This window comes from Candidatus Pelagibacter sp. PS_06 (assembly GCF_059418045.1).
Genome location: NZ_CM182078.1, coordinates 606,769 through 627,292, shown reverse-complemented (window position 1 = coordinate 627,292; position 20,524 = coordinate 606,769). Strand labels below are relative to the sequence as shown.

Annotated in this window: 24 protein-coding genes and 2 tRNA genes; 4 read left to right on the top strand and 22 right to left on the bottom strand. The window is 26.1% G+C overall.

Annotated elements, in window-relative coordinates; translation table 11 throughout:
* Positions 1-314: 314 nt before the first annotated feature.
* The 3 genes from AC5SLZ_RS03045 to AC5SLZ_RS03035 all read right to left on the bottom strand — a co-directional run bounded on the left by AC5SLZ_RS03045 (position 315) and on the right by AC5SLZ_RS03035 (position 1,259).
* On the bottom strand, positions 315-593 hold the full coding sequence (locus AC5SLZ_RS03045) for a methylated-DNA--[protein]-cysteine S-methyltransferase (RefSeq protein WP_494616143.1): 279 nt from the start codon (positions 591-593) through the stop codon (positions 315-317).
* A complete protein-coding gene (locus AC5SLZ_RS03040; protein WP_494616142.1) occupies positions 574-1,011 on the bottom strand; it encodes a GNAT family N-acetyltransferase in 438 nt (145 codons plus the stop codon). The genes AC5SLZ_RS03045 and AC5SLZ_RS03040 overlap by 20 nt, the downstream gene beginning before the upstream one ends.
* Before the next feature lie 86 nt (positions 1,012-1,097).
* Positions 1,098-1,259 (bottom strand): DUF6356 family protein, encoded by a 162-nt coding sequence (locus AC5SLZ_RS03035; RefSeq protein WP_494616141.1) that lies wholly within the window; start codon positions 1,257-1,259, stop codon positions 1,098-1,100.
* Positions 1,260-1,338: 79 nt separating this feature from the next.
* On the opposite strand from AC5SLZ_RS03035, the gene AC5SLZ_RS03030 reads away from it, so the two are divergent.
* The gene (locus tag AC5SLZ_RS03030; RefSeq protein ID WP_494616139.1) at positions 1,339-2,295 is read left to right on the top strand and encodes a site-specific integrase; all 957 of its coding nucleotides are present in this window, start codon (positions 1,339-1,341) and stop codon (positions 2,293-2,295) included.
* Positions 2,296-2,314: 19 nt separating this feature from the next.
* Here the strand turns inward: AC5SLZ_RS03030 and AC5SLZ_RS03025 are convergent, their stop codons facing one another.
* From AC5SLZ_RS03025 to AC5SLZ_RS02980, 10 genes are all read right to left on the bottom strand, one after another.
* Positions 2,315-2,449, bottom strand: a complete 135-nt coding sequence (locus AC5SLZ_RS03025; protein WP_494616138.1) for a hypothetical protein — start codon at positions 2,447-2,449, stop codon at positions 2,315-2,317.
* Positions 2,450-2,475: 26 nt separating this feature from the next.
* Positions 2,476-3,360 (bottom strand): glycosyltransferase family 2 protein, encoded by an 885-nt coding sequence (locus AC5SLZ_RS03020; protein WP_494616137.1) that lies wholly within the window; start codon positions 3,358-3,360, stop codon positions 2,476-2,478.
* Positions 3,361-5,442 carry a glycosyltransferase gene (locus AC5SLZ_RS03015; protein WP_494616136.1) on the bottom strand — a complete coding sequence of 694 codons (2,082 nt, stop codon included), beginning with the start codon at positions 5,440-5,442 and terminating at the stop codon, positions 3,361-3,363.
* Positions 5,435-5,695: a GIY-YIG nuclease family protein gene (locus AC5SLZ_RS03010; RefSeq protein ID WP_494616134.1), complete on the bottom strand. Its 261-nt coding sequence runs from the start codon at positions 5,693-5,695 to the stop codon at positions 5,435-5,437. Before AC5SLZ_RS03010 ends, AC5SLZ_RS03015 begins: the two co-directional genes overlap by 8 nt.
* Before the next feature lie 3 nt (positions 5,696-5,698).
* Positions 5,699-5,773 (bottom strand) — tRNA-Glu (locus tag AC5SLZ_RS03005).
* A gap of 50 nt (positions 5,774-5,823) precedes the next feature.
* Complete coding sequence (gene recJ / locus AC5SLZ_RS03000) at positions 5,824-7,518, bottom strand: single-stranded-DNA-specific exonuclease RecJ (RefSeq protein ID WP_494616133.1); 1,695 nt, start codon at positions 7,516-7,518, stop codon at positions 5,824-5,826.
* Entirely contained in the window at positions 7,515-8,462 is a 948-nt protein-coding gene (glpX, locus tag AC5SLZ_RS02995; RefSeq protein ID WP_494616131.1) for a class II fructose-bisphosphatase, read from the bottom strand. Before glpX ends, recJ begins: the two co-directional genes overlap by 4 nt.
* Positions 8,462-9,454 (bottom strand): putative transporter, encoded by a 993-nt coding sequence (locus AC5SLZ_RS02990; protein WP_494616130.1) that lies wholly within the window; start codon positions 9,452-9,454, stop codon positions 8,462-8,464. The genes glpX and AC5SLZ_RS02990 overlap by 1 nt, the downstream gene beginning before the upstream one ends.
* Positions 9,455-9,457: 3 nt before the next feature.
* Entirely contained in the window at positions 9,458-9,739 is a 282-nt protein-coding gene (locus tag AC5SLZ_RS02985) for an ETC complex I subunit (RefSeq protein WP_028036983.1), read from the bottom strand.
* A gap of 6 nt (positions 9,740-9,745) precedes the next feature.
* Positions 9,746-9,822 (bottom strand) — tRNA-Pro (locus tag AC5SLZ_RS02980).
* Between the two features lie 94 nt (positions 9,823-9,916).
* On the opposite strand from AC5SLZ_RS02980, the gene AC5SLZ_RS02975 reads away from it, so the two are divergent.
* Genes AC5SLZ_RS02975 through AC5SLZ_RS02965 form a run of 3 tightly spaced genes read left to right on the top strand, consistent with a single transcriptional unit; the run spans position 9,917 to position 12,127 of the window.
* A complete protein-coding gene (locus AC5SLZ_RS02975) occupies positions 9,917-10,396 on the top strand; it encodes a zinc-ribbon domain-containing protein (protein WP_494616129.1) in 480 nt (159 codons plus the stop codon).
* Positions 10,397-10,402: 6 nt separating this feature from the next.
* Entirely contained in the window at positions 10,403-11,575 is a 1,173-nt protein-coding gene (gene nhaA / locus AC5SLZ_RS02970) for a Na+/H+ antiporter NhaA (RefSeq protein ID WP_494616127.1), read from the top strand.
* On the top strand, positions 11,576-12,127 hold the full coding sequence (locus tag AC5SLZ_RS02965; RefSeq protein ID WP_494616126.1) for a glutathione peroxidase: 552 nt from the start codon (positions 11,576-11,578) through the stop codon (positions 12,125-12,127).
* On the opposite strand, the gene AC5SLZ_RS02960 is transcribed toward AC5SLZ_RS02965, so the two are convergent.
* Genes AC5SLZ_RS02960 through rarD form a run of 9 tightly spaced genes read right to left on the bottom strand, consistent with a single transcriptional unit; the run spans position 12,122 to position 20,480 of the window.
* Positions 12,122-12,892 carry an MBL fold metallo-hydrolase gene (locus AC5SLZ_RS02960; protein ID WP_494616125.1) on the bottom strand — a complete coding sequence of 257 codons (771 nt, stop codon included), beginning with the start codon at positions 12,890-12,892 and terminating at the stop codon, positions 12,122-12,124. The genes AC5SLZ_RS02965 and AC5SLZ_RS02960 overlap by 6 nt on opposite strands.
* 5 nt (positions 12,893-12,897) lie before the next feature.
* Complete coding sequence (locus AC5SLZ_RS02955) at positions 12,898-13,659, bottom strand: TatD family hydrolase (protein WP_494616124.1); 762 nt, start codon at positions 13,657-13,659, stop codon at positions 12,898-12,900.
* A complete protein-coding gene (metG, locus tag AC5SLZ_RS02950; RefSeq protein WP_494616122.1) occupies positions 13,652-15,193 on the bottom strand; it encodes a methionine--tRNA ligase in 1,542 nt (513 codons plus the stop codon). Before metG ends, AC5SLZ_RS02955 begins: the two co-directional genes overlap by 8 nt.
* Positions 15,186-16,115 carry a DNA polymerase III delta subunit-related protein gene (locus tag AC5SLZ_RS02945; RefSeq protein WP_494616121.1) on the bottom strand — a complete coding sequence of 310 codons (930 nt, stop codon included), beginning with the start codon at positions 16,113-16,115 and terminating at the stop codon, positions 15,186-15,188. Before AC5SLZ_RS02945 ends, metG begins: the two co-directional genes overlap by 8 nt.
* Entirely contained in the window at positions 16,112-16,726 is a 615-nt protein-coding gene (gene tmk, locus AC5SLZ_RS02940; RefSeq protein WP_494616120.1) for a dTMP kinase, read from the bottom strand. Before tmk ends, AC5SLZ_RS02945 begins: the two co-directional genes overlap by 4 nt.
* Positions 16,719-17,870, bottom strand: a complete 1,152-nt coding sequence (locus AC5SLZ_RS02935; protein ID WP_494616118.1) for a D-alanyl-D-alanine carboxypeptidase family protein — start codon at positions 17,868-17,870, stop codon at positions 16,719-16,721. The genes tmk and AC5SLZ_RS02935 overlap by 8 nt, the downstream gene beginning before the upstream one ends.
* Positions 17,863-18,624, bottom strand: a complete 762-nt coding sequence (locus AC5SLZ_RS02930) for an SPOR domain-containing protein (protein WP_494616116.1) — start codon at positions 18,622-18,624, stop codon at positions 17,863-17,865. Before AC5SLZ_RS02930 ends, AC5SLZ_RS02935 begins: the two co-directional genes overlap by 8 nt.
* Positions 18,614-19,615: a lytic murein transglycosylase gene (locus tag AC5SLZ_RS02925; RefSeq protein WP_494616115.1), complete on the bottom strand. Its 1,002-nt coding sequence runs from the start codon at positions 19,613-19,615 to the stop codon at positions 18,614-18,616. The genes AC5SLZ_RS02930 and AC5SLZ_RS02925 overlap by 11 nt, the downstream gene beginning before the upstream one ends.
* On the bottom strand, positions 19,602-20,480 hold the full coding sequence (gene rarD, locus AC5SLZ_RS02920) for an EamA family transporter RarD (RefSeq protein ID WP_494616114.1): 879 nt from the start codon (positions 20,478-20,480) through the stop codon (positions 19,602-19,604). The genes AC5SLZ_RS02925 and rarD overlap by 14 nt, the downstream gene beginning before the upstream one ends.
* Between the last annotated feature and the right edge of the window lie 44 nt (positions 20,481-20,524).

The window sequence follows — 20,524 nt, the reverse complement described above, 5'->3', positions numbered from 1 at the left end:
ATTAAAATTGTTTAATATCAACGCTTTTAAACACTCCAATATAAATAATTAACATTAAAGTACAGAAGGGGGCGAAAATAACTGAAAAAAAAACTATTTTTTCATCCTTCAAAAATTATTGGTATCATTGAAAACTAGAGCATTGCACTATCAGAATATACCCTTTAAACGACCATAGAGTACCTTATTTTAAGCAAAGATAGATATCTGGTACAACTGAAGGGTGCATAATAGCATTTATGAGAAAAAGGATTAAAAAAGCTTAAAAGTGTTTATTTTAGGGATTAATTTAAGCATTTGATGAATATAAAACTCTATTTAATTAAGACCTTTTCCAACCTCAGTAATCGCTTTTTTTGCATAATACCACCTTTTCCTGAGTAGCCACCTAGGCTGCCATTAGATCTAATCACTCTATGACAAGGTATTTTGGGAGGATAGGGGTTTTTGCCTACAGCATTAGCGACTGCCCTAAAAGCTTTAGGTTTTCCAATGGCTTTAGCAACTTCAAGGTAGGTTTTAACTTTACCTTTTGGTATTTTTCTCAAATAATTCCAGACTTTTAGTTGAAACTTAGTCCCGTTTAAGTTCATAGAGCTCAAAACCTGTGTTATTGGCTATTTTATCGTATAATTTCATTGCATTTTCATTGGAAGAGTGGGTGATCCAACGAATTCCATCCCAATTATTTGCTTTAGATAAGGATTTTAGATGACTAATAAGATTTTGAGCTATTTGTTGACCTCTAAATTCTGGTTCTACAAACAAATCATCTAAAAAGCCAATATATTGGCCCTTAATTGGTCTTGGCATTGTTCTATAATGAGCAATACCGACTATTTTACCCTCTAATTCAAAGCAAAGTCCTTTAACATCATGGCTTTCATCGTGAATCCAGCTCCAAAGAGTGTCTAAAATTCCTAAATTCATTGGAACTTTGTAGAAATTGGCATAACCATTGTATAATTTAGTCCAATTTTCCTTATCTTTTTGTTCTAATTTCCTAATCATAAACTTTAATAGTTAATCTTAAATTATTGATATTATTATCTTAAAAAATTTTAATTTCTTGAAACTAACTCGTACATTTTAGCTATTTAATTGCTACCAGTTTTTTTAAAAAGCCCTGGTATTAACCCATGTATAATACAAAAAACTTCAGTCACAAGCATCGTAAAACCAATTTTAAAAGCTATTCGCATATGTTGGTGGTAAGTTTTATTAACTTCATTAAGATTTTCTTGAGAATCTTTTATCATATTTTTAAATTATTCTTATTGACATTATAAATCTATTATATTATTACTAACGATAATTAATGGTTATCAATAGTAATATATGAAAGAAATAATTACAGACATAAAAGCATTACAAGAAGAAACTTTATTAAACCTTCAAAATTCAAAAGCAAATAATACAGTAAGAGCTTATAAATCAGATTTTACTGATTTTGGATTGTTCTGTGCACAAAATGGCTTTAAATCTCTTCCATCAACACCAAAAATAATTTCTTTATATTTAACCTATTTATCAACTAAAGATATAAAAATGAGCACATTAAAGCGAAGATTAGTATCCATAGGAGTTATACATAAGCTTAAAGGTCACTATTTAGATACAAAACACCCATCAATAATTGAAAATATAATGGGGATTAAAAGAAGAAAAGGAAGTATTCAAAGAGGCAAAAAACCACTATTAATTAGTAGTTTAAAACAAGTTATTAATGTAATTGATCAACAAAAAAAAGAGGAAATAAAAAAATTTAGAGACAGGTCAATTATTCTAATCGGCTTTTCAGGCGGTTTTAGAAGAAATGAGATAGTTTCTTTAGACTATGAAGATCTGGATTTTGTACAAGAGGGACTTAAAATTAATCTTAGAAGGTCTAAAACAGACCAATTTGGCGAAGGTTTAATAAAAGGTCTTCCCTATTTTAACAATTCACAATATTGTCCAGTTGTTTCAATCCGAAAATGGATTGAAATATCAAAAATAACTTCTGGAGCTTTATTTAGAAGGTTTAGCAAAGGATCAAAATTATCAAATAAAAGATTAACCGACCAAACAGTTGCTTTACTTATAAAAGAATATCTAAAATTAGCTGGCTTAGAAAGCAAGAATTACTCTGGACATAGCTTAAGATCAGGTTTTGCAACATCTGCTGCCGAGTCTGGAGCAGAGGAAAGAAGTATAATGGCTATGACGGGTCATAAGTCTACTGAAATGGTTAGAAGATACATTAAAGAAGCCAATTTATTTAAAAATAATGCTTTAAGTAAGATCAAAATTTAATTTTTAATTTACTTTTTATTTAATCTCTCTTATAAAAAAATTTTTCAAAATCAGAAGTTGAAAAACTTGTTCTAAAATTATCACCCTGAATCGAATTAGATAAATCAAAACCTTCTTGCTGGATAGCAATACCAGTTATTAAAACTTTATTCATTTATATTCATATATCATAGTAAATATTTATTTATAATTAACAATCTTAAGATAGATAAGTTTTAACTTTACTTTAATTAGCTCAAAGTAAAAGGTTAAGTTTTTAGATGGATCAATTAAAGGTCCATCATAACGATTAAAAATTAAATTTTTATTTTTATCTAGACCCGATCTTAGGTAAAATTTTTCAAAAAAATTAATACTACATCCCCACTTCATTAAAAAGATTTTATTTCCTTTGCTACCTAGATAGGTGAATAATGATTTATCTTTTTTTCTCGTAGTTATTGATCCAAAGTGATAAGCAAGAGATTTACCCAATCCCTTAAATATCCTAATATCTATTGCCCATAGTTTCATAGCAAAATCAGTATCATCACCTCCTGTCGGAGAAAATTCCTCACTCCAACCGCCTACTCTTTTCCAAATTTCTTTATGAATTAAACCTGGACATTTAGTAGTGCCTTGAAAATCAATTGTCTTAATCATTTCTAAATTATTTAGCAGCTTATTTTCATTAAATGTATCAACTGTTTGACCAGCGTCAAAAGAAACTTGACCTGCACCAACCATAGTAGATGATAAATAAAAATTATTATGACCAATAAAATTAACGTTGTTTACAAGTTCAACATCCCAACCAGGACAATAATAGAAATCATCATGTGAGAGTAAAATGTAGTCAAATTTTGCTAATTCAGAGGATTTATTAAGAGCTTTAGGCATCCCAATATTATTTTTTGAATAAGTATATTCAAATTTATTTTTTTTAACATAGTCGAGCGATCCATCTGTACCTTCATTAATGTGTACAATAATTTGATGATTGTATTTAGAGTTTTTTCTTAAACTATTAATACAAGTTTTTAAATATTCTAGGTTATTGAAAGATGGTATTAGTATAGAAAACATTTATTTAATGTTGTGCCAAAAAGGATTTTTTTTATTTATAAGATCAACTGAACTTAAAATATAATTTGTCACTATCTTATTATTCATAAATTTATGATATTTATTATAAGCAGACTTTGCAAATTTAATTCTAATTTTATCATTTGATGAATAATATAAAATTTTATTAATTAGATCTTTTTCATTATTATAAAATACAACTTCTTTATTGTTAAATAACTTATTTAACTCTGTTTTTTTATCTATAATAACTAATAGACCATTTCCAATTAAAGATGATATTCTGTCACTAGAATAAAGTTTTTGATATAAACCACGACTTATATTTAAACCCATTTTAGATTTTGATAAGTAATAATAAAAATTTGATCCCCAGACAGGTTCAATTTTATCTAAACCAAAAGATGCAAACTTTATTTCAGAAGCATTAGTAATTAAATTTTTAATTAATTTTTCACGACTATCTGATTTACCTTTTTTTAATAAGCCTCTATTTTGACCATGGCTAATTGCAGAAAAAATATCAAATTCTAAATTTTTGCTTTCAAAATTTTTATAATTATCAATTGAACTATCAACTGGATTAGGAATAAATCTCAATTTACTATATAGCTTATGTTTTTTAAATAATTTTGGAGATGATGTTATAAAACATTTATCCACATGTTTTAAATTATTAAAAAACTTTTTTTCTTTATCTAAATTAAAAAATTCTTTTGAGATAGAGTCTATATACCATGAGCAAATTTTGATATTTTTTTGCTTACAATAAGAAAAAACATTATCATTAATATTAAAGACATGGCCAATTAAAAGCATATCAGGTGAAAAATTTTTTAATGTGTTTAGTATTTTGTTATTAAATTTTTGATTATTATTAAATGGATTAATAATACTTTTATTTGATTTAAGATAAAATCTATCACTAATTATATCGACAACATGATTATTTTTTATGAAACCAGTATTAATTTTATTGGCAAAAGAATAAAATAGCCTTCCGTCAGCATTCTCATTGAAATTTGCTATATGTAAAATTTTTTTGCTTTTTGAATTTGTTAATTCATACTTATTATCAAGAAACTCATTTCTGACTTTATCTAATTCTTTTGAAATTTTCTTCAAATCAAAATTATGATTGTTATAAAATTCATTTTGCTTCTTACGTCTATATATTTTGTTAGAAGTAATTTTCTTTAGATACTTTAAAATTTCATCTGAAGTATTCTCTTTTAAAACATGAGCAATTTTTTTTGAATCTGAAAGACCAGCTTTATTAGATATTACTGGTAAACATTTTCTACTGCTAGCTTCAATAGCAATTCTACCAAGTGGTTCGTCCCATACAGAATTACCAATAGCTATCTCAGATTTCTCATAATATTTTAATACATCATTATTTGGTAAATATCCTAATTCATTAACAGTATCTTTAATAGGAAAGATCTCTTTTCTAGCTTCATTCCCTATTGCTAAAAATTTCCAACTAGGATCAAGTTTCTTGAATTTATAAGCTGCTTCACAAAAAATATGGTATCCTTTAGATCTATTTAATTTTCCAACAAATAAAATATTTTTTTCTTTTTTATTTAAATTTATATTTCTTTTTTTATTGATCCCATGAGGCAATAATATTGATTCTGAAATATCAACATTTTTAAGTTTTGAATAAAACATTTTTTGAATCCATCTACTAATAAAAACTATTTTGTTTGTGTTTTTAATAATAAATTCACGATCTTCAGTATTTACTGATCCCCTTAAAAATAGTGGATCATTATGAAAAAATAATTTAATTTTGGAATTAGGAAAAAATTTCTTTATATATATTAAATATTCTGGTCTATTATGAATTTCAATAATATCTATTTTTGTTTTTTGATATTTTTTACAAAAATTTAATATATAATTTTTATTTCTAAATAACTTATTTTTATGAATATTGTCAGAGGAAATAATTTTTATATTTCTTTTATATTTTGAATATTTTGTTGTATCTTGAACGTATATTGAGACAGCACCTGCTAAGTTTGGTTTTAAACTTTCTTTAAATGGTAATATGATAAATATTTTCTTACTCATTTTTAATAAATTCTTTTTTAATTTTTAATCTTAATTTGTAATCTTTTTTTAATTTATATTCATTTTTCATTGCATCTACTTTATTTTGATATTTTTTAAGATATATTAGCTTCCATTTTTTGCCTTTTGTAAATTTTGCTCCTTTGGATGAATTATGCAGTGAAATTCTATTTGTAATGTTGTTTGTATATCCAACATAACTAATGAACTTATCATTATGCTTCGATAAAATCATATAAACAAAAAATGACATAAATGGCGGTCCCTGGGGGAATCGAACCCCCCTTTGCAGGATGAAAACCAGCTGTCCTAACCGATAGACGAAGGGACCATTGATGGGTCTTTTATTTTAAAAGTTATTAAAATTCAAGAGTTATTAAGTTAAAGAATTAAATCTTTAATATTTAATTGAATTATTTTTTTGTTATTCCAAATATTTTCATATATTTGTCCAATAATATTAATGTTTTTTTTATAGGATATTAAATATTCTCCTATTTTAGTATTTAAACAATTAAAACATATTGACTTGATTAATCGACCAATTTTAGGTTTTATTATGACTGATATATGCTTATTATTAATAATCTCTAATTTTGTAATTTTAACATCTTTAATTAAGAAAGTTGGTAAAAAATTGGAATTTCCAAATGGTCCTAACTTATTTATTTCTTTAATAAAATTTTTCTCAATTGCTGATAAAGATAATTCCATATCATAATTATTAAGACTCTTTAATTTAAAATTTTTTTTTAAATAATCTTTTTGAATAAAATTCTCTAAAAGTTTAAGATTATTTTTTTTCATCATAAATCCTGCAGCCATATTGTGTCCACCACCCTGATCAATAATATTATTATCAATTAATGATTTGATTAAATATCCGATATTATAAGATGATGTTGATCTAGCTGAAGCTTTGAGACTATTATTAGATTGTGTAATTACAATTGATGGTTTGTTAAAATAATCCTTTAATCTTGAAGCAATAATACCAATCAATCCTTCATTTATGTCATCTCTATAATAGATTATAACATTCTTATTTTCACTATTAATTTTTTCAAAATCTATTTCATCTAAAATATTTTGTTCAATTATTTTTCTTTTATTATTGAGATTAATTAACTTGTTAGCTCTATCTTTAATTATTTCATAATTATCTGAAGATAATAACTCAACACCGTATTTTGAAAAATTAAGTCTTCCTCCGGCATTAATTATTGGTCCAATCAAAAAACCTAAATCTTCAATAGTTATTTTTTTTTTATAATTATATTGATCAAATAAATAACTTAAGGCCGCATTATCTTTCAAATTAAAACTATCCATGGTGTTTTGAGCAATAATTTTATTAATTTTTCTTAGTGGCATCACATCACATGTAGTTGCAAGCAAAACATAAATTAGAAAATTCGATAATTTAAATTTTGATTGAGTTTTTTTAATTAAAATATCTATAAAAAAATAAGTTAAGGTTGTTGCGCACAAAAGTGAATTTTCTTTTTTAATAAAATCTTTCTTGGGATTAATAATAACATCTGATCTTGGGTAAGGATGATTAATTTCATGATGATCAATTATTATGGATCTAATATTGTTTTGGTTTAGATAATTTATTGCCTCTGTTGAAGTTGAGCCACAATCAACCATTATTACCAATTTAGGTTTTTTTAAAATCAATTTTTGAAAAAGTTTTTTACTGGCGCCATAACCATCGTTAATTCTATCGGGAATATAAAAAAAATGTTTTTGATTAATATGATTAAAGTATCTAACTAATAACGATGTTGCACAAGCACCATCAACATCATAATCACCTAAAATACAAATATTTTCATTATTTTTAATGGAATCTAAAAGAATTAAAGATGCTTTTTTATAATCGCTATCATCTTTGAATATATTTGATAGCTTTTGATTATTACTAATCCCATATATTTCTGAAGTATCGTAACTTCTTGAAACGATTAATTGTGATAGAAAAACACTAAGACCATGATCTTGCTTAACTTTTTCAACTAAATTTTTATTAACTTTTTGTTGTGTCCACGTTTTACCAGAAACAGAAATCATTCATTTATAAAATTAACACTTTTAACTATTTCTTTATAATTACTATTTTTGTGTGTTACTAGTGTTTGACTTATAAATTTTTCTCCTTCAATAACAATACCATTTAAAACTTCACTGCTAGTTATTCCAGATGCGCAAAAAATAGAGTCTCCTTTAACAATTTCTTTTAATTCATATTTTTTATTTAAATTTGTTATACCCATTGATTTTGCCTCTTTAATAATTTCGTCATTATCAAAAATAAATCTACCTTGAAAATGACAATCATAAGCATCAAGAGCGGATGCGGCAATCACCCCTTCAGGACCACCTCCAGTACCTAAAAACATGTCTACATTATATTTAGGGTCTGAAACGAATAGAGTACCAAGCACATCTCCATCAGTTATAAGTTTAATATTTACATTCAAATCTTTAAGTTTATCAATTATCATTTTATGTCTAGGCCTATCCAAAACACAAACAGTCAAAGAAGAAGTTTCTTTATTTTTAAAGTCAGATAAGTTTTTAATATTTTTTTCTAAAGGGTAATCTAAATCAATTAAACCTTTGTCAATTTTTCCAGTTGCTATTTTATCCATATATGTTTCTGGAGCGTTGAATAAATTACCCTTTTCTCCAATCGCTAAAACAGCAATTCCACCAGGTAAATTATTGGCTACGAAATTAGTTCCCTCAACAGGGTCCACAGCAATATCAAAATCTGGACCATTTTTTGTACCTAAAAATTCACCAGTATAAAGTAAAGGAGCCTCATCTAAAGTTCCCTCACCTATCACAACTTGTCCATTCATATCAATTTTATTTAGTTCAGATCTCATTGAATCAACTGCGGCCTGATCTGCTGCAATCTTGTCATTTTTTCCAACTAAAAATGAAGCCGCAAGTGCTGCCCTAGATGTAACATTGATAAATTGGTCAATAAACTTTTTATCAATCGCCATTAAATTTTTTCTACAACTATATCTTTGCTATTAATCTGAGACTCAAATTCTCTTAATCTTTTATAAACACTAGCTAGCTCAATGATTGTAGGCCAAGCTTTTAAAAGATATTGCATTGAACCTTCCACCCTACCAAAAGCCCTTATAATTTGTTGCATAACTCCCAATGTAACTACACCAGCAACAATTGCTGGAGCTAAAAAAACATAAGCAGATAACACATTTGCTTGTAAATAAGCCATTCTACCAACATTAAAATATAAATAACGTATGTAGCTTAAAAAATGAATTGAACGAACATTATTAAATAATTCATTAATTGTTTTTGGTCGTATATTTTTATCATCTTCTGCTATTACTAATATTTTTCTATATGCCGCTTCTTTTTTTTGAAGATCATATTCCACACCAACCAATCTTAATAACCAACCTAATCCAATTAAAAAAATTGTTCCACCAATTGTCCACAGTAAAGCTCCAGTAATTAATCCATATTGCCAATCTCCAAAAAAGAAAATTGGTATACCAATTGACAAACTTAATAAAATTGGAACAAATTGAATTAAAACCATTACAGACTCAATAAAGCTTGTACCCAAACTTTCCATAATACGTGTAAATTTAATCGTATCTTCCTGTACTCTTTGTGACGCTCCTTCTATTTTACCAGCTTTATCGTAAACGCTATGATACCATTCAACCATAGCCGTTCTCCACCTGAACAGATAGTGAGCTGTTAAATAACTGATAGCAACATAGAGCGCAATATACATCCCTGCTAAAGTAATAAATGATGCTAAACTAGACCAGTATTCATTAATAGAAATTGCATTTGGTTTAGCTAAAGCTTTTTGGATCATGTCATAAAAAACTCCAAACCATTCATTAATTTTGACATCAATTTTAACCTGAACCCATAAAGAAGTTAAAATTATAAACGATCCTAGCCAAGACCACGCTATCCATTTTTTTAATTTAAAAAATCTAAACATTAATTATTTTAAAAAATTATCAGCGTATGATTTTTTGATAGTTTTTCTTTTTTTAGGTTCTATTAAATCAAAATCTATTTTTTTCTTTTTTGCATAATTGATAGCTAATTCTTTTGATGAGAATTCTAATTTTAATTCAGTTAATGTATCTGAAGAACTCTCCCAGCCCATTAAAGGATTTTTAGTTGGGTCTTTAGTAATGAATTCCAAAATCCACTTATTGTTCTTTGCGGTTCCAGACTGCATAGGGTTTTTGTTCGGAATGTAAATAATTGCTTTACTCATAAATAATGGTCGGAGTGGCAGGATTCGAACCTGCGACCCTCTGGTCCCAAACCAGATGCGCTACCAGGCTGCGCTACACTCCGATCCGAGTACTAATACAGCAGTTATTGAATATTTCAAAGTAGAAAGAGGTCAAAATTAAAAGAATTTTAATAAAAATCTGATATATAACGAGGCATGATAATCACTTGTCCTAATTGTAACAAAAAATTTAAGATTGATACTTCTTTAATACCTAAAGATGGAAGAGATTTAAAATGTGGTTCTTGTGATCACGTTTGGCTTTATAAAGTCAAGGATGTGGACTCAATGCCTTTAACACTAAATCAAAATAATTATGATAATAAAATTGTATCAAATAAAGTTGAACAAGAAAGTGATGATGAATTTAATAAAATAACTGAAAAAAAAGATGAAAAAAGAAAAAAAAAATTTATAGAAAAACAAAAGTCAATATCTGAAAATAAAGAAAAAAATACTGGTAGTAAATTCTTTTCATATTTGGTTGTATTTATAATATCTTCTATAGCCTTGATTGTTTTAGTTGATACTTTTAAAACACCTTTAATTAGCGTTTTTCCAGGTTTAGAAATTATTCTATTTAGCCTTTTTGAAACATTGCATGATATAAAACTATTTATTATGGACTTATATTAATTTTTTATGATTAACAATTTATCCAAACCTTTTAAATGGTTTTTTAAACTTGAAGCAGCAAGTGGCTTGGTATTGTTAATAGCTGCAGTTCTTGCTCTAGTAATAAGTAACAGTAATCTAAGTGATTTATATTTTATTAGTTTAGAAAAATACTTGTTTATTGGTGTAAATGAATTTGGATTAAAACTTTCAGTTCATCATTGGATAAATGATGCTTTAATGGCGATTTTTTTTTTCTTTGTTACTTTAGAGATCAAAAGAGAATTTATACAGGGAGAATTGTCAAATATTAAACAAGCAATGCTTCCGATTATAGCAGCTGTGGGTGGTATGCTGGTTCCTGCTCTTTTTTATGTTTTTATTAACTGGGGAAATTCAGAAACTATGAATGGTTGGGCAATTCCTTCTGCTACAGATATAGCTTTTTCTTTAGGGATATTATCTTTATTAGGTTCAAGAGTTCCAATATCACTTAAAGTTTTTTTAACAGCTTTAGCTATTATTGATGATTTGGGTGCTATATTAATAATTGCTTTCTTTTATTCTGGAGACTTAAGCATTCCTTATTTAAGTCTTATTCTATTAAGTTATATATTGCTTCTAATATTAAATAAGTTTTCAGTTAAAATATTTATTCCTTATTTAATTATTGGATTATTTATGTGGTTTTTTACTTACAAATCAGGCATTCACGCAACTATTGCAGGAGTTTTATTAGCTTCAACTATACCCCACAGAATTAAAGATAAGGATTTTTCACTTCTTGTTAAAATAGAACATGCAATTTCACCATATGTGGCTTTTATGATAATGCCACTTTTTGCTTTTGCCAATGCTGGTGTCAACTTGGAAGGTTTATCTTTATCAAGTCTGTTGGCACCTGTTCCTCTCGGCATTTTATGCGGATTATTTTTTGGAAAACAAATTGGAGTTCTATTCTTTTCTTATATTTCAATTAAACTAAAGTTTGCAGAAGCGCCAAATAATTCAAATTGGTTAAGTTTATATGGTGTTTCTATTTTAACAGGAATTGGATTTACAATGAGCTTATTTGTTGGAAATTTAGCTTTTGTTGAAAATACTCAATACATAGACGGTGTAAAAATAGGTGTTTTAGTTGGATCCCTACTATCTACAGTTTTTGGATATATAATCTTGTTAATGTCCTCAAAAAAATAAATGTTTAACAAAAAATTTGTAACTTATTTAATAATACTTATGTTTTCTTTCTTTAACAAAACTATGTCTGATACTTCAAAAACTTTTTTTGATTTCAAAATAAACTCAATTAATGGTGATAGTTTAGATATTTCTAAATATACTGGTAAAACTATATTATTGGTTAATGTTGCAAGTAACTGTGGTTTTACAAAACAATATGATGGTCTTCAAAAACTATATGATGATTTTAAAGATAAAGGATTAGTCGTTATAGGTGTACCAACTAATCAATTTGGAGGACAAGAGCCAGGAACAGAGACTGAAATTAAAAATTTTTGTGAAACCAATTTTAATATTACCTTTCCAATGACTAGTAAATATGATGTTAAAGGTGATAATGCTCATCCAATTTATATATGGGCAAAAGATACATTTGGTAAATCCACAATTCCTAAATGGAATTTTCATAAAATTTTGATTAATAAAAATGGTAAAATTGAAGATACTTTTGCTTCATTTACTGGCCCTTTGTCTAATAAAATAATTAATAAATTAAATCAAATTTTATAAATTTACTGTTAACCCATCATAGGCAGGGATAACATTTTTAGGTAATAATTTCTTAATTTCTTTATAATCTATATCTGTGTGAAGATTGGTTAATATACCTTTTTTTGGAGAAAACATTTTTATCATTTCTAATGATTTTTTTAAATTAAAATGTGAAGGATGATTTTTATACCACAAGCAATCAATAACAAGATACATAAGATTTTTAAAGTGTTTGTAATCTTTTTTGTAAATTTTACTTACATCACTTATATAAGCTAATTTTTTATCTATTATATAGCATATCGAATGAACATTGCCATGTTGTACTTTGATAGGTTTAATTAAAATATTCTTCTTTTTATCTTTAATAGATAATTTTTTATTAATATTATTAATCTTAAGTGTAGCCGGATATTCTTTATTATACGTATCAAAACAATATGAAAAAGTTTTTCTTAAATATTTTGACGTTACTAGATCAGCAAAAACATTAATTGGTTTTTTATTAGATATAAAAAAAGACCTTAAATCATTTATCCCATGTGTCTGGTCTGCATGCATGTGAGAATAAAAAACTTTATCAATTTTTTTAATTTTCTGCTTCAGCATCTGTGAACGTAAATCAGGCGAGGTATCAATTAATATGTTTTCAAGATTGGTTTTGATTAAAGCTGAACATCTTGTTCTATAATTTTTTATATTTTTATGGTCACAATTACCAAAATAGCCATCAGGTCGAGGCACACCCATTGAACTACCACATCCTAGAATTACAAACTTCATAATCTTTAATTAAAAAAAAGTTTATTAAAATTATTTGTAGTAAAATTAATTAACTCTGATTTGGAGATACTTTTAATATCAGCTAGTTTTTGAGCCGTAAAATCTATGAAGGATGGTTCATTTTTTTTACCTCTGTTAGGTACAGGTGCTAAAAAAGGGCTATCCGTTTCTATTAAAATTTTATCTAATGGTAAAGATTTAAATGTATCTTGTAGCTCTATGGAATTTTTAAAGGTTATAATTCCACTTGCAGAAAAAAAAGCGTTTAGCGTTAATAGTTTATTTGCAAAATCTTTACTTCCAGTAAAACAATGCATTAAAATTTTAAGGTTTTGATCTTTATAATTGTTTAATATATTAAAAGTTTCCTCTTCTGCGTCTCTAGAATGAATAATTAATGGAGAATTAGTTATAATAGAAGCTTCAATATGTTCATTAAAACTAATTATCTGATCATTTTTATCGCTATTGTTATAGAAAAAATCTAAACCAGTTTCCCCTACTCCAATTATTTTTTTATTATCAGTAATGCTTTTTACAATAACATCGGTGGTGATTTTATTATCAGTTGTTTCATGTGGATGTATTCCAATAGTGCCAAAAATGATTTCATCTTTTTCTATGATATTCTTAATTCGATCAAAACTAGCAAATGAGGTTGATATAGTTAGCAGTTTTTTTATTCCAACTTCTTTTGAACGTTTAATTACATTGGTTAAATCACTTAATAAAGGTTCGTGATCTAAATGACAGTGAGAGTCAATCATTATTTTTTTCTATCTTTTTAAAAAGGATATCAATTTTATTAATTTTACTTCCTTTTAATAAATATTCATTATTTTCAACAGAAGACAAATTGATATTATCTTCTTTAAGGTCAAATATTTTCAAGGCTTTTAAGGATGATTGGGGAATTATTGGATAAAGTAAAAAACTAATTTTTCTAACAATTTCTAACGTTGTGTAAACTATTGTATTTAATCTAATAAGATCTTCCTTTTTTTTCCATGGCTCTTGATCATTGAAGTATTTATTAGCTTCAAATAAAGAATTTATGATAAAATCAATATAAAAATTAATATCTTGGTTATCAACCCTATCTCTTATATCTGACAAATTATTTTTAAATCTATCTAAAATTATTAGATCTTCTTTTTCAAATCTAATATTTTTTGGTACTTCACTATTACAATTTTTTATTGCAAATGCAGTAACACGTTGACACAAATTACCAAAATTATTTGCAAGATCGCTATTTATGCAATCTTCAAGTCTCTCTTGTGATATATTTCCATCATTCCCAAAAGATACTTCCTTGATTAAATAATATCTTAATGGGTCTAAACCATATTTATTAATAATTTCTATAGGGTCTAAAATATTTCCTTTTGATTTAGACATTTTTTCATCTCCTGAAAGAATCCACCCATGACCATAAACTCTTAAAGGTAACTCTATTTTAGCAGCTAATAGAAAAGCGGGCCAATATACAGCATGAAACCTCAAGATATCTTTTCCAATTAAATGTACAGATGCTGGCCAGAAATTTTTGAATAAATTATCATTTGTGTCAGGATAATTTAATGCACTAATGTAATTTGTTAACGCGTCAAGCCATACGTATATAACATGATCATTATTTTCGGGTACTTTTATTCCCCATGAAAAACTTTTCCTACTTACAGATAAATCTTTTAATCCACTTTTAACAAAACTAATAACTTCATTTTTTCTTGTCTCTGGTGAAATAAAATTTGGATGTGCTTCATAATAATCAAGTAAAGGCTTTTCCCATTTAGATAATCGAAAAAAATAAGATTCTTCTTCTATCCATTCAACAGGTGATTTTGAAGAAATGGATCTTTTTAGACCTTCTACATCCTCTATTTCATCTTCATTATAAAAAGCTTCATCAGATACTGAATACCAGCCAGAATATTTTGACAAATAAATGTCATCATTTTTTTTAAGCTCTTTCCATAAGTGTTGAACAGTTTTTTTATGTCTTTCTTCAGTAGTTCTAATAAAATCTGTATTAGTTAAATTAAGTGTTTTTGATAAATCTCTAAATGTTTGACTAATTTGATTACAAAAATCTAAAGGATCAATGTTTTGTTTTTCTGCTGAACGTTGTATCTTTAATCCGTGCTCGTCCGTACCAGTTAAAAATTGAACATCAAACCCATCCATTCTTTTAAACCTTGCAAAAAAATCAGCTATAATACTTGAGTATGCATGACCCATATGTGGTTTAGCTGATGGATAATATATAGGTGTTGTAATATAATACTTTTTATCCATTTAAAACCCTATCCTCAAATTCCATTAAAAAAGTTTCGTCATCTAAATTAAAAATTTTTGAATTGGAAATTTTTTTTAAAAAATAATTTTGAATTTTCAAAAGTCTAATATTTTTAACCGACACATTTTTCCTAAAATAGAATTCTATTAGTGAATATAATAGATTTTTAATCAATTGATCTTTTTTATACTTTTTATCCATTATAATTTTTTTTATCAAATCTTTTAAATTAATTTCTCTCAAATCAAAATCATTTTTGTTTGCAAAATCCAATAAATTCAATATTGACCCTGGTGTACTATAATAATTAATCATATGTTCATGAATTAAATCCATAAAATTTTCACCTAAAATTTTGTTTGTCACATCAATGGATTGTTTAAAAGTAAGATGAATATTGAAGTTGAGGCATCTAGATTTAAGTGTTGGTAATATTTTTTTGTTATTATTAATTAATATAAAATATATATTATCGTTTGGTTCTTCTAAAATTTTTAATAGAGCGTTAACTGAATTAATATTTAAAAGTTCAATATTATCAATAAGTACTAATCTCGGCTTTGTATTAAAGGATGATTTATTGAGAGTTATAATCAAATTTCTAATTTGATTTACATCAATACTTTTTTTATCATCGCTTATATCAATTGAAATAAAATTGGGATTAGATTTATTTAGAATTAATTTAAATGATTTATTATCAGGATTTATCTTAAAGTTTTTAAGATCATATGAATAATCTTCATCTAGCGACAAAACATGATTTATAATATGATATGCCAAGGTAGATTTGCCAATTCCTTTTTCCCCAGATAACAATATCTTATTTGGTAGGTTTTTTTTTTTATAAAGATTTATAAAGTTAGTAAATTCAGAATGGTGTCCATATAGAAATAATTGATTTATTGGGCTTAAATTCATTTTATTAATCTGTCAATTTTACTAATAATTAATTTTTCATTTTTATCTATTTCTAAATTTGAATTTATTAACTGATATTTATTTTTTTGTTGTTTTGACAAATGAATAAATCCTTTTTGAACATTGTTGTAAAAGGACATTTTGAATTTATCATATCTATTTAATGATCTTCTTTGTTTTAATCTTTTTTGAAGATTTTTTTGGTTAACAATATTTAAAAATGTAAAACCAACTTTTATATTTTTAAGTAAATATTTATTTAAGGTTTCAATTAAATTTAGATTAACACCCATACCATAATGTTGATATGCTATTGTAGAGTCAGTAAATCTATCAATAAGTATTATTTTTTTATTGTAAAATTTCTTAATAATTTCTACATTTTCACTTCTAGCAGCCATATACAGCAACAAGTCAGTATTTCTATTAAAATTAGATTTATTATTTAAAATTAATTTTCTAATTTTTTCTGAATTTGGATTGCCCCCAGGCTCTCTTATTTTAATATGACTAATTTTTTTATTATTAAGATACTTGGAAACAGTAGATATATGGTGACTTTTTCCACTTCCCTCTATACCTTCAAAAACTATGATTGGTTTTTTAGACATCGCCCCAAATGAGATAATTAAGTGATTTTAATAATCTAGACACAAAATTTACTTTATTAACTTCATTTGAAGCTAGTAAATCGTATTCACCAACTAACTCATTATCATAGACAACTCTTAATATAGCAACTTTTTCATCTTTTTTAATTGGAGCTTCAACAGGACCCTCATATTTAATAAAAACTTTTAAAAGTTTTTTTTTAGCTTTTTTAATAGTTTTGTAGATGTCTTGATTAGTATAGACATCAACCTTATCAACTTTTCCAAGCCATACATCCACTTTATCAAATGGTTCATTAGCCTTAGATATACTGACTAGATCAAAATTAGTAAGGCCGTAAGTATGTAATTTAGAACTTTCTCTTGATCGAGCATTTTTAGAATTAAATCCACTACCAACAGCAATTAATCTTCTACCATTTCTAATAATTGATGAAGCTAAAGAGTATTTTTCAACAACTAAATATCCAGTTTTAATTCCATCAGCTCCTAAGTTTTTATATAAAAGTGGATTTCTATTACCTTGCGTTATTGGATCGCCCCCTGTTCTATTCCAAGTAAATTTTTTTTCAGAAAACATCTCATAAAATTTCGGATGTTTATCAATTAAATACTTAGACATTTTGAGAATATCTCTAACTGTCGAGTAATTATCTGGGTTATTTATACCTGATGAATTTGCAAAATTAGTATTTTCCATCCCTAATTCTTTAGCTTTTGCAGTCATTAAAATTGCAAACTCCTCTTCTGTTCCAGCAATACCTTCTGCTAATGCCACACAAGCATCATTGCCAGAAGCAATTATTATACCTTTTAGTAAATTCTCTACAGATACTTCGTCTCCAACCATAATAAACATAGATGAATATCCAGCGGTAGATAAACGCCATGCTTTTTCTGAAATGATAAATTTTTCATTTAAATTTAAATCACCTGATTTAATTAAATCAAAAGCAATAATTGATGTCATAATTTTAGTCATTGAAGCTGGATAGATTGATAGGTCAGGTTCTTTTTCAAATAAAATTTCACCTGAATAATAATCTTGTAAAATTGCAGTTCTGGCTTTTACACTAAGATTGGCGTTAGCTAATTCAGCATGAAAAAAAATAACAAGCAATATTGTAATAAATTTTTTAAACATTTTTTAAAATCTCTATATTCTCAAAATCTAATGATTTAATTTTGTTAAATGAGTCTTCAAGTTTTGTTATATCATTAAACGGTCCTAATAATACCCTATATTTTGTTTTGGATATTGTTTTAACAAAAGGACTCTTAATGCCTGTTTCATTAATAATTCTATCCAACATATTATTGGCAGAGTCCTTATAATAAAAATCAGCAATCTTTATTGTGTATTTAAAAATTTTTTCTTTTACAATTTCTTTATTTTGAAGATTAGTATTACCCAGGTTATCAATCTTAATGCCGTCTACAGGTGCTTTTTCTGCAACTTTTTTCTCTTCATTAAAAGTTTTACCTTTTTTTGCAATAAATGTAGAGTTTTGTGAAATAAGAACCAGATCAATGTAAGGTTCTTTTAAATCTAATGATAACTCCTCTGCTATTCTTAATGTTATTACACTATTATAGAAATCAGAAAATTTTGCATTATTTGAAATAACTTCAGCAATTACTGTTTTTTGATTTATAGGATTAGTTATTTTGACAAAAGAATTCTTTTTTAATTTTTTGTGAAAAATTAAAAGAGATCTATTATCTATTGTCTTATTAATTTTTTTTTCTTTTTTTAGAGTAGAGTTATAGACTAAAGTAAAACCTGAGTTTTTATATTTAGTTAATATTTCTTGATTAGAAATATTTCTATTAAGATTATTTTGCTCACATCCTGTTAAAAATATAAAGAATAGTATAATTAAAAGCCTACAATGCATTTTCAAATTTCTCTTTAAGTGTGCATACTGCCAATGAAAATCTTAAGGATCTGTTCCATTGTAAAATAATTTCATAATTATCAAAAACAATATATGCTGGACTTAAATTTTCTGCATCTGGTATAATGTCTTTATCAGGTGTTATTATAGAACTAGTTAGACTATCAAATTGTTTATCTAACACATCATCATTTAATATATATTTTCTAAAATATTCTAAATTTTTTTTATTATGTAATTTTTTTGCTGAAACATTTAAATACTTTTTTGGTATTTCATTTGATAATTCTATCTTATAGAAGCATGGCTCACTTTCTTTCCACCCTATTTTATTTAAATAATTTGCCGCAGACGCATAAGCATCATTATTATTTTTTAAATCAATATAACTATTTTTATCGTAATCTATTGCATAGTTTTTCATTGTAGATGGCATAAATTGAAAAAAACCAAATGCTCCTGCCCAAGAACCATATAAGGTTTTGTAATCAATTTGCTTATTTTCTATTAATCTTAATAATATAATCAGTTCACTTGAAAAAAATTCTGATCTTCTCTTATCAAAACTTAATGTAGCTAAAGATGACAATATATCCATTTTACCAACATAAGTTCCAAAATTTGTTTCTATACCCATTAATGCTAAGAGAAGTTCTTTTTCAATATTGTAAAGATTTTCCACTGTATTTATTAAATTTGTGTTTTTTTTATAAAAATCAACTCCTTTGGAAACCTTTTTAGATGATGTTCTTTTTGAGATATATGTTTTGGTATCTTCATAAAATTCAGGCTGATATCTGTCATACTTAATGACATTAGGAAGAAATTTTATATTAGCCATAACTTTATCAAAAGTATTTTCAGAAATATTGTTTTCTAAAGCAATTTTTCTAAAATCGTTTTTCCATGCAAGAAAACCTGTTGGATTTTCAGATAAAGAAGAAGTGGAAATTAAAAAAATAAATATAAGTAAATAGTTAGCTAGTTTCATACAAATCCTTTAAATATATAATAACAGCAATCCAAATAAAAATAAAACTAACTAATTTTGCTAATGAAAATGGCTCATCATAATAAAAGTAACCCAATAAAAATTGTAATGTTGGAGTTATATAAAATATCATGCCTGTTGGTCCTAAACCACACAATTCAACGCCCCTAACATACAAAAATAATGGAATAACTGTCATTGGGCCAGCTAAAAAAATAAACAACATCATTGGTGGATCAGATAGCTTAAAATCATTATTTCCATTTATAGTTATTAAATAAAAAGCAATTACTGCAAATGGCAAAATATATAAACTTTCTATTAAAAGACCTATATCTGTATCAATATTTATTTTTTTTCGAATTAAATTGTAAAATCCCCAACTTAAGGCAACTATAATACCAACCCATGGTAATGATTTTATGCTAATCAAAACTAGGTATAAAATAGATATAATCACCAATATAATTGATAATATTCTTTTTTTGTTAAGCTGTTCTTTAAAAAAAATATAGCCAAGCATTACGCTTAAGATTGGCATCATAAAGTATCCAAAGCTTGCATCTATTATTCTATTTGTTGCAATAGCGTAGATCCAAACACCCCAATTAATAAAAATAAGAAAACCTGATAAGAATAAATAGAATAAGTTTCTTTTACTTTTGATAATTTTAAAAAAAATACTCCATTTAGAAAAAAAGAAAGTTGTTATAACCAATGTAAATGTTGTCCACAAACATCTATGAACAACTAATTCTACATGACCTATAAATGTAATATATTTGAAATAAAGAACTCCAAAAAAACCCCACCAAAAAGAACCAAATCCTGCTAAGAATAGTCCTTTGTTAAACTCTTTATTCATAGGAATTAAACTGATTAATTAGTTATACGTTTTATTAGACTATT